This window comes from Hyphomonas beringensis (assembly GCF_000682755.1).
GTDB lineage: Bacteria > Pseudomonadota > Alphaproteobacteria > Caulobacterales > Hyphomonadaceae > Hyphomonas > Hyphomonas beringensis.
Map to the genome: position 1 here is coordinate 1 of NZ_AWFF01000067.1, position 9,482 is coordinate 9,482.

The 9,482-nt window shown below is 59.3% G+C and carries 10 protein-coding genes and 2 tRNA genes; 3 read left to right on the top strand and 9 right to left on the bottom strand.

What is annotated here, in order from left to right; translation table 11 throughout:
- Position 1: 1 nt before the first annotated feature.
- Positions 2-75 (bottom strand) — tRNA-Pro (locus HY29_RS15175).
- Between the two features lie 54 nt (positions 76-129).
- Positions 130-1,005: an acyl-CoA thioesterase II gene (gene tesB, locus HY29_RS15180; RefSeq protein WP_034798489.1), complete on the bottom strand. Its 876-nt coding sequence runs from the start codon at positions 1,003-1,005 to the stop codon at positions 130-132.
- 135 nt (positions 1,006-1,140) lie between these two features.
- Between tesB and HY29_RS15185 the strand changes: the two genes are divergently transcribed.
- A complete protein-coding gene (locus HY29_RS15185) occupies positions 1,141-2,964 on the top strand; it encodes a long-chain-acyl-CoA synthetase (RefSeq protein ID WP_241765230.1) in 1,824 nt (607 codons plus the stop codon).
- 3 nt (positions 2,965-2,967) lie between these two features.
- On the opposite strand, the gene HY29_RS15190 is transcribed toward HY29_RS15185, so the two are convergent.
- Genes HY29_RS15190 through proB form a run of 3 tightly spaced genes read right to left on the bottom strand, consistent with a single transcriptional unit; the run spans position 2,968 to position 6,026 of the window.
- Positions 2,968-4,437 (bottom strand): RimK family protein, encoded by a 1,470-nt coding sequence (locus tag HY29_RS15190; RefSeq protein ID WP_034798491.1) that lies wholly within the window; start codon positions 4,435-4,437, stop codon positions 2,968-2,970.
- Positions 4,434-4,898: a GNAT family N-acetyltransferase gene (locus HY29_RS15195; RefSeq protein ID WP_034798493.1), complete on the bottom strand. Its 465-nt coding sequence runs from the start codon at positions 4,896-4,898 to the stop codon at positions 4,434-4,436. The genes HY29_RS15190 and HY29_RS15195 overlap by 4 nt, the downstream gene beginning before the upstream one ends.
- A 9-nt stretch (positions 4,899-4,907) precedes the next feature.
- The gene (proB, locus tag HY29_RS15200; RefSeq protein ID WP_034798508.1) at positions 4,908-6,026 is read right to left on the bottom strand and encodes a glutamate 5-kinase; all 1,119 of its coding nucleotides are present in this window, start codon (positions 6,024-6,026) and stop codon (positions 4,908-4,910) included.
- 107 nt (positions 6,027-6,133) lie between these two features.
- Here proB and HY29_RS15205 point away from each other — a divergent pair, with 107 nt between their 5' ends.
- Complete coding sequence (locus tag HY29_RS15205) at positions 6,134-6,367, top strand: MJ0042-type zinc finger domain-containing protein (protein ID WP_158535384.1); 234 nt, start codon at positions 6,134-6,136, stop codon at positions 6,365-6,367.
- Here the strand turns inward: HY29_RS15205 and obgE are convergent.
- The 4 genes from obgE to HY29_RS15225 form a co-directional block, all read right to left on the bottom strand.
- Complete coding sequence (obgE, locus tag HY29_RS15210; protein ID WP_034798497.1) at positions 6,364-7,407, bottom strand: GTPase ObgE; 1,044 nt, start codon at positions 7,405-7,407, stop codon at positions 6,364-6,366. The genes HY29_RS15205 and obgE overlap by 4 nt on opposite strands.
- Before the next feature lie 19 nt (positions 7,408-7,426).
- Positions 7,427-7,942, bottom strand: a complete 516-nt coding sequence (locus HY29_RS15215) for a GNAT family N-acetyltransferase (protein WP_034798499.1) — start codon at positions 7,940-7,942, stop codon at positions 7,427-7,429.
- Between the two features lie 131 nt (positions 7,943-8,073).
- Positions 8,074-8,343 carry a 50S ribosomal protein L27 gene (rpmA, locus tag HY29_RS15220; RefSeq protein ID WP_034798501.1) on the bottom strand — a complete coding sequence of 90 codons (270 nt, stop codon included), beginning with the start codon at positions 8,341-8,343 and terminating at the stop codon, positions 8,074-8,076.
- A gap of 39 nt (positions 8,344-8,382) precedes the next feature.
- On the bottom strand, positions 8,383-9,012 hold the full coding sequence (locus HY29_RS15225) for a 50S ribosomal protein L21 (protein WP_034798503.1): 630 nt from the start codon (positions 9,010-9,012) through the stop codon (positions 8,383-8,385).
- A gap of 185 nt (positions 9,013-9,197) precedes the next feature.
- Here HY29_RS15225 and HY29_RS15230 point away from each other — a divergent pair.
- Positions 9,198-9,287: transfer RNA gene (locus HY29_RS15230), tRNA-Ser, on the top strand.
- Positions 9,288-9,482: the final 195 nt, after the last annotated feature.

A 9,482-nucleotide genomic window follows, 5' to 3' on the forward strand; every position in this document is an offset into this window, starting at 1 on the left:
GTCGGAGCGATAGGATTCGAACCTACGACCCTCTGGTCCCAAACCAGATGCGCTACCAGACTGCGCTACGCTCCGGACTCCCGTAATAATGAGGTCGCGCTACGGCGCAAGCCCCTTTCAGCGGTAATATCAGGGTTTTGGCTGAAGTCGGCGCACAAGACCCTCTTGTGCAACACTCGCAACAAGCTGGCCGGACTGGTTAAAGATCTGCCCGCGATTGAAGCCGCGGCCCTTTCCGGCAAAGGGACTGTCCATGGAATAGAGGTGCCATTCATCAAACTGGATGGGCCCATGCAGCCACATGGCGTGATCCAGGCTCGCTGACATGAGCTTTTTATGGTGCAGCCAGGTGATGCCGTGCGGCCGGTAGCAGGAGCTGAGAAGGTTCATATCGGACGCATAGGCCAGCAGGCAGTGATGCAGGGCCGGGGAGACATCCACCGGACGCGAAACACGAAACCACACATGGTGGCGGTCGCTGGAAGGCTCTGGGCGCAACAGATCCAGCGGTTCGACTTCGCGAATCTCTATATCGCGTTCCCGCGTGAATTCATCCCGCATGGCTTCGGGCAGCGCATCGGCGATTTCCACGCGGCGTTCCCGCAGGCTTTTCAGGCCTTCCGGGCCGGGCACGTCCGGCATGTCATGCTGGTGCTCCCAACTGTCTTCATCGGTCTGGAAGCTGGCGGCCATATTGAAGATCTGTTTACCATGCTGGATGGCAACGACCCGGCGCGTGGTGAAGCTGCCGCCGTCGCGGGCATGGTCCACCTGGTAGATGATCGGCACTTTCGGGTCGCCCGGGCGGATGAAATAGGCGTGCAGGGAATGGCAGAGCCTGTCCTCGGGAACGGTGCGATAGGCCGCAACCAGTGACTGGGCAATCACCTGGCCACCAAAGACACGTTGGCTGGCCCGCTCATCCGGGCTCTGGCCCCGGAAAAGGTCCAGTTCAAGACGCTCAATATCGAGCAGGTTGAGCAAGTCGCCGACGGGGTCTGTCATTATTATGGTCTCCGAATGTGCATTGCAGCGATTAGCAGGCGATACGGGGGATGCAAACCACGCATTTATCGGAAAACCTTCAGTTTTCCCCAGCATGGTCACGACATGTTCACTACCTCAAGATATACCCTTTCTATGGTTAACGCTGCTTCCCTCCAGAAATATCTGCCGAAATATGACTCCTTTTCCGCCATGCGGAAGGATCTCGACTTCCTGCTTTGCGTCTACAGGATGATCAAGCTGACCGGTTCGATTGACCCGGACTCAAAGCAATTGGTCGCCGATGATTTCGAAGACAGCGTCGACAAGCATTCCGATAATGTCGCGTTCCGGTTCGAAGACCAGCTGTCCACCTATGCCGAATTCGATGCGTTGGCGAACCGCGTAGCCCATTGGGGGCTGAAACAGGGCCTGAAGTCTGGAGACAGCGTGGCCTTGTTCATGGAGAATCGGCCGGAATATGTCTCCATCTGGGTCGGGCTGGCAAAGATTGGCGTCGTCACGGCGCTGGTGAACCACCATCTGGAAGGTGAGGGCCTGACCCACTGCATCGATATTGTCGAAGCAAAGCATATCATAACCGGCGCTGAGCAGGACACTGCGATTGAGGCGGTTCACCCCGATCTGAATGGCGCGCCAGAGATCTGGTCTCTGGGCGGTGCCTATGGCGAGGATTTTGAGACCGTTCTGGCGGACATGCCAACGACACGGCCCGGCCGCGAGCATCGCGCTGGCCTGCGCGGCAAGGATTTATGCCTCTATGTTTACACGTCCGGCACGACCGGCTTGCCCAAGGCGGCGCGGGTCACGAATTCACGTCTGCAGACCATGCTGCGCACCTTCATTGCGCCATGCCAGACGTCGGCGCGTGACCGCGTGTATCTCACCTTGCCGCTGTATCATGGGACGGGGGGCATATGCGGCATTGGCGTCGCCATGATGACGGGAGCGAGCGTTATTTTGCGCCGGAAGTTCTCTGCGAGTGCCTTCTGGGATGATGTTTCCGATTATGGGGTCACCACGATTGTCTATATTGGCGAGCTGTGCCGCTACTTGCTGAACCAGCCGCCCCACCCGAAGGAGCGTGCGCACAGGATCCGCACGGGCTTTGGCAATGGCTTGCGGGCCGAGATCTGGAATGAATTCCGTGAACGGTTCAACATTCCCCAGCTTTGTGAATTCTACAGCGCGACCGAGGGTAATGTGAACATGCTGAGCTTTGACGGCACGGTGGGAGCTGTCGGGCGCATTCCGAAATGGCTGGACTGGAAGTTTGACCATATCGCCTTTGTCGAGTTCGACGTAGAGGCCGAACAGCCCGTGCGCGGGGAAGACGGCTTTGTTGTCCGCGCCGAACTGGGCGAGCCGGGAGAAGTTCTAGGGCGGATTGGCACCAAGGACAATCGGTTCGAAGGGTATCACGACAAGAACGCCACCGAGAAAAAGATCCTGCACGATGTGTTTGAAGAGGGAGATTCCTGGTTCCGGACTGGCGACATCATGCGCAAGGATGAAAACGGGTATATCTATTTCATTGACCGTATTGGTGACACGTATCGCTGGAAGGGCGAGAATGTCTCCACCAATGAGGTCAGCGATGCACTGTCTCATGTCAAAGGCATCGCGACGGCCAATGTCTATGGCGTATCCATTCCGGGGGCGGATGGAAAAGCCGGTATGGCGGCTATCACGCTGGGCGGTGATGTGGACTTTGAAAGCCTGTACTACGAGCTGTCACAGAACTTGCCATCCTATGCGATTCCGATATTCCTGCGTATCCAGCGCGAGGCGGATACGACCGGGACGTTCAAATTCCGCAAAGTGGAGTTAGTGAAAGAGGGCTACGATCCTGACAAGGTGGATGACCCGATCTGGATGTACCATCCGGACAGACGTCAATATGTTCCGTTCACGCAAGACCGCTATGAATCCCTTGTGTCCGGGGCATTCCGTTTCTAGAGGTCAGGCCACGTGGCCCATGCGCTGTTCCAGTCGTGTCGAGAACCACGAAATGATGCGGCGCCACAGCTCGTCTTTCAGAACGGCGCCTTCAACATCATGATCGATTGACGGATTGTCATTGATCTCGATGATCACGACACCCTTGTCCGTCTCTTTCAGGTCTACGCCATAGAGGCCATTCCCGATCAGACGAGCGCCGCGCACAGCGGCGTCGACGACAGCCGGCGGGGCATCCTCAACCGGGAAAGTGGTGAAGCCGCCCTCAGTGGTCTTGCCATCAGGGCCGTGCTTCACGATCTGCCAGTGCCCACGCGCCATACGATACTGGCAGGCATAGATGGCTTCACCATCCAGCACTCCAATACGCCAGTCATATTTCGTCGGAACGAATTCCTGCGCGATGATCAGGGCCGTGTCCTTGAACATCTTCTTCGCGCCATCACGCAATTCCTCAAGCGATCTGGCCTTCACCATATTCGTGCCGAAGGAGCCATCTGGCGTCTTCAGGACGACAGGGTTTCCCAGCTTTTCGAACACAGCGGCGAGATCGCTTTTCTCATCCAGAATTTCCGTGCGCGGAATGGGAAGGCCGGCCTTTTCGAGGATCTCTTTCAGGTACACCTTGTTTGTGCAGCGGATCATGGAATGCGTGTCGTCTATGACGGGCATGCCTTCCTGTTCTGCGCGGCGGGCGAACTTGTAGGTGTAATTGTCGATCTGCGTAGTGGCGCGAATGAAGAGCGCATCGAACTCTGCCAGGCTGGTCAGGTCGGATGGCTCGATGGTCTCGACTTCAACGCCCATCTTGGCGGCAACATCCGCGAGGCGCTTGATGGAGGCGGGCTTGGAGGGGGCCGTCTTTTCCTGCGGGTCGACCAGCACGGCAAGCGCCCACTTTGCAGGGGCCTTCGTCTTGGGCTCACTGATGCGGCCGCTGGTATAGGCGGCCATCGCCTCAAGGAAGAAATCCCGGCGCGTACCTTTCAGCTTCTGCGGCGGAACCATCCGGACACGTCCAATGCCGTGCGGCGCACTCGCGTCGAACTCAACCTCCAGCGCTGGAACGCGGAACCAGTCTGAGACTTCGCGGGCAAGCTTTTCATAGCCGGGCGTTTCCGGCTTCGAAAAGGCAACGAACAGGCTGTCGATCTCCTCGGCACCCTTTGCGCGCGCTTCACTCAGGCGTTCGCCAAGATCGGGCAGGGCGTGCTTGTAAAGGCCTTTGGCGGACAGCTCGACCATGGTCTGTACGCTGGGGCTGACGCGGTGGCCGCGCGCCTCTGCCAGCAGGGAGGCGTAATAGCCCTCCGACTGATAGCCATAGGACCGGCAGAGGTTCAGAATATACGGGCGCCGGCCTGAAAACAGGGCGGGTTTGGTGATGTAGTCAGAGACTTTCAGCACCTTGTGGGGAGTTTCCGCCTGACTGATGTCATTGGCGGTTTCAACGAGTACGACCCAATCGGTCATGTTTCCTCTCTTGAGAGGCCGGTTAGCGGCTTCTCCATTCTAAGTGCGTCTTCCCCATCAGGATAATACGCTGCGGCGCGCGCCATTACGCGATATCCGTGCCTCTCGTAAAGACGTATTGCGCGGGAATTGGTTGCGCGGACTTCAAGGCGCATATGGCTGCAGCCTTTCTGCCTTGAAATGTCTTCGCATTCCGACAGCAGCGCGGAAGATAGCCCGCTGCCGCGCGCGCTTTCTGCGACGGTGATGGAGTAGAGCCGGGCGACCTTGGCACTCTTTCGGAACAGGATGACGGCTGCGCTGGTCAGGGCGTCGCCTGAGTCGCTCACCAGGATTGCGGAATTGCCGCTCAGCAGGCGCCGCCAGGTTCGGGCTGAGAAACGGTCTTCTGGAGGAAAGCTGCTTTCCAGCGCCGTGAGCGCCCCGATGTCGTCTGGTGTAGCAGGGCGAAAATAGGCCATGGCGGTAGCCTACCTGACCACGACCATATCATCGCGGTGGATGATGGCGGGGCGGCCCCTATAGCCGAGGATGGCCTCCACCTCTTCGCTGTGGCAGCCAATGACGCGCTGGATTTCCGATGAGCTGTAGGCGGTGACGCCCTTGCCGACTGTGCGGCCAGAGGGGGCGTTGAGGGCAACTGCCGCGCCGCGTTCAAAGCTGCCTGTCACGCCAGTGATGCCAACGGCCAGTAGGCTCGCGCCGCCGCGCAGCGCCTTGGCTGCGCCCTCGTCCAGGGTGATTGAGCCTTCAGGCGTCAGATGGCCCGCCAGCCAGGCCGCGCGGGCATTGGCGGGGGTCGTGGCTGCGGAAATCAGCGTGCAGCGCGCGCCGCTCTCAATGGAGAGGAGCGGATGCTCGCGGTTGCCAATCGTGATCAGCGTGGAACAGCCCGCCGCATGGGCGATACGCGCGGCGGCAAGCTTGGTCGCCATGCCGCCAGACCCAACGCCTGCCTCCGCATTGGCACCTGTGGCCATGGCGTCATGCTCTGTTGTTAGCTCATTGAGGTGCGGGATATGCGTCGCGTCAGGGTGACTACGCGGGTCGGCTGTGTAGAGGCCGTCGATATCCGATAGCAGGACCAGCACGTCTGCACCCATCATCTGCGCGACACGGGCGGCAAGACGATCATTGTCGCCATAGCGGATCTCGTCTGTCGCCACCGTGTCGTTCTCATTGATGACTGGAACTGTGCCCGCCTCCAGCAGCGTCTCCAGCGTGGCGCGAGCATTCAGCCAGCGGCGGCGATTCTCTGTGTCGCCCAGGGTGAGCAGGGCCTGGCCGATGACGACGCCGTGCGGTTCGAACGCGCCGCCAATGGCAGACATCAGACGCAGCTGGCCAATCGCGGCAGCGGCCTGTTTCTGGTCCAGACGTCTGGTGCCGGCACTGCCGAGGCTGGCCCGTCCAAGCGCTACGGCGCCGGAAGACACGAGAATCACCTCCAACCCGCGCTCGCGCAGACCCACAATGTCTGCGGCCAGCTTCTCCAGCCAGGCATGGCGCGGCGTGCCCTTCTCCGCCACGAGGGCAGAGCCGGTTTTCACCACAATACGCTTGGCGGAGGCAAAAGGCGTGTCAGTCATGAAGCGCAGCGATACACTGGTGTGGCAGATGCCGGAAGAGAAAATGAAGCCGTTGACAAGGCAAGCCATTGCCCGTCACGAGAATGAAAACAGAGAGGTTTTTCGCCATGCCCCAGTTCGATATGATCCTGCTGACCCCTGCCCAGGCCCAAGGTGCCGATGTGCTGGAACACACTGCGGGCTCGCCCGTGCGGGAAGGGGGCGGTGACGAAACCTATCGCTGCGGATCGTGCAAGACGAAGCTGTTGGTGAATGTGGCGCATCATGATGCCCATGGCGTCGTCGTGAAGTGTGGCAAGTGCGGACGGCTCAACACCGAGCCGCACCACCATCATCATTAGAGCGGCGACCAGTTATCATCTTCCGCGTCTGCCTCGGCCTCTTCCTCAGCGAGGATGCCGAGATGGCGCGAGATGGCTGACAGGGCCTGTTTGACGCCTTCGCCGGTTACACCGGAGATGCGCAGCGGCTCTCCATCATACACCGTCTTCAGCTTGGCCATCTGCTCCTCGACCATTTCCGGCAGCAGCGCATCAATCTTGTTGAGCGCGACAATTTCCGGACGCGCGGCCAGTTCGGAATCATAGGCCTCGATCTCTCCGCGAATCGTGCGGTATGCGCCGGCCACATCGTCCTGCGTGCAGTCGATCAGGTGCAGCAGCACCTTGCAGCGCTCGACATGACCGAGGAAACGATGGCCTAGGCCTGCGCCATCGGCGGCGCCTTCGATCAGGCCCGGAATGTCTGCCAGCACGAATCGGTTGCCGGGGCCCAGATCGACCACACCCAGGCCGGGGTTCAGTGTGGTGAACGGGTAATCGGCAATTTTCGGGTTTGCGGCCGTCACGGCGCTCAGGAAGGTAGATTTGCCGGCATTCGGCAGACCAACAAGCCCGGCATCGGCAATCAGCTTCAGACGCAGCCAGATCCAGCGTTCCTCGCCTTCCTCGCCAGGATTGGCGCGGCGCGGAGCCTGATTGGTGGAGGATTTGAAGCGCAGATTGCCCCAGCCGCCATTGCCGCCCTCAGCCAGCAGCACGCGTTGGCCAATCTCAGTCAAATCCGCAATCAGGGTTTCCTGGTCTTCTTCGAAAATCTGAGTGCCGACAGGCAGTTTCAGAATGACATCCGCGCCGCCTGCGCCGGTGCGCTGCTTGCCCATGCCATGGCCGCCGCGCTTGGCCTTGTAATGCTGCTGGTAACGATAGTCGATTAGCGTGTTGAGGCCTTCCACGGCCTCCGCCCAGACATCACCGCCCCGGCCGCCATCGCCGCCATCCGGGCCGCCAAATTCGACATATTTCTCGCGCCGAAACGAGACACAGCCGGCACCGCCGCCGCCTGACTTGATGTATACTTTGGCTTGGTCGAGGAATTTCATGTCTGTTCTCTTACGCGTTTCAGCCGATACGCGCCATGTCTACGTGATCAACGATTTCGCCTCGACCCATGCAGAAGACGCGGCTGCGGTCTGCCCTCATGAAGTCGAGCTTTTCCAGTACGCGGCCTGAGGCCGGATTGTCCTGGAGGTATCCTGAGACAAAGGCTTTTTCACCCTGCTGCTTCAGCCAGCTTATGAGGGCGTCGGTGGCCTCCGTCATGAAGCCTTTGCCCCATTTGTTGGGCGACAGCCAATAACCGATATTGAATGGCAGGCTCGTCTCTTCCCGCTGGCCGCTGGTCACGCCGATCAGCTCGCCATGCTGGGTGATGGCAAAGGGGTGCTTGAGGTTGGCTTTGCGGCCCTGATCATGAGAGGTGATCCAGGCAAGCGTCTGGCCGACATTCTGATGCGCCGGAATACGCGCCACCATGCGGTATATCCGCGGATCATTGACGAGATCCGTGATGTTGCCTGCGTCTTCTGGCCGAACGGGGCGCAGTATCAGCCTGTCTGTCCTGATTTCCGTACTCATGCCATGACTCCTCCTTGAAGCCGAAGCGGGCAGGGGAGGCAAAAATAAAGGGGAGACAGTGGCCTGCCTCCCCTTGGAAACTGATCGTCTGAAGCGATCCGGCCACGTTCCCGCGGCCGCGCTGTCAGCCGCTATTCTGCTGCTTCCGCGACCGGTACAATGTTTACGTACAGACGGCCACCGGCCTTGCGCGTAAATTCGACCTTGCCTTCGGAAAGCGCAAAGAGGGTGTGATCGCGGCCCATGCCAACGCCTTTGCCCGGCCATTTCTGGGTGCCGCGCTGACGCACGATCACGTTGCCCGGAATGACATGCTCACCGCCAAATTTCTTGACGCCGAGAAACTTCGGGTTTGAGTCGCGGCCGTTACGGGACGAACCACCTGATTTCTTATGAGCCATGAGTTGCTCCTGATCCTTTAGCGCAGCTTGTATAAAGCTTTATGCGTCCTTAGCCAATTCCTGAGCCTGGGCAACCCAGTCACCCTTCTCGAACTTACCTGCAATGCTAAGCTCTTCTTCGAGCTTGGCAATGTCAGCTTCGGTGAGGGCAGCGACTTGTGCGAAAGTCGTGATGCCAGCGCCGTTCAGCTTTTTCTCCATGGCCGGACCAACGCCGGTCAGCTTTTTCAGGTCGTCTGCACCGCTAGCAGCAGCCGGGGCCGCTTCAGCCTTTGCAGGCGCTTCCTTGGCCGGAGCGGCCTCAGCTTTCGGAGCCTCTTCCTTCTTCGGAGCGGCTTTTTTGGCTGGTTTCTTGCCGTCGGCGCTGATGCCGGTGATGGTGACGACCGTCAGGTGCTGACGGTGACCCTTCGTACGGCGATAGGTTTGACGCTGACGCTTTTTGCGGATGATAACTTTATCACCGCGCGTCTGCTCAGATACTTCGCCGAAAACGGCTGCGCCTGACACTAGTGGGGCGCCAACGGTTACGTCGTCGCCATTGCCCACCATGAGCACGGAGTCAAAGGTGACATCCTTGCCAGCTTCGGCATCCAGTTTTTCGACGGTGATCGTGTCGCCTTCCGCGACCTTATACTGCTTACCGCCTGTTTTGATGACCGCGAACATGGGGTCTCGTCCTTCCGGAATGCTAATCGAAATAAATTGCGCGCGAAGCCGTCGCCGGTTCCGCGCTCGAAGCGGGGGGTAAACACCAAACAAGCCGCGCTGTCAAATATGATCTTCAGGCGTTTTCAGGTGCTTGCACATGGGCCTTATATTATATAGTGCAGGCAGCCGTCCACGGGCCCTGCGGAGAGGTGCTAGAGTGGTTGAATAGGCTAGTCTCGAAAACTAGTGAGCTCGCAAGGGTTCCGAGGGTTCGAATCCCTCTCTCTCCGCCAGCCACCCTCGCATACAGAGAAAAGTACCGTCGCTTCCGCGCAAAGCCCCACACACCGCGGGCTTTGGCGCCAGAGCGGCGTCTCCGTTTTCCGAACAGGGTAGACTTCAATCCCGAAATCCGCCGCCGTCTCCAATTGCCAAGTGCAACAGTATCCTCAGGTCCGATTTCCCTGATAACCCGCGATTTACAGGGA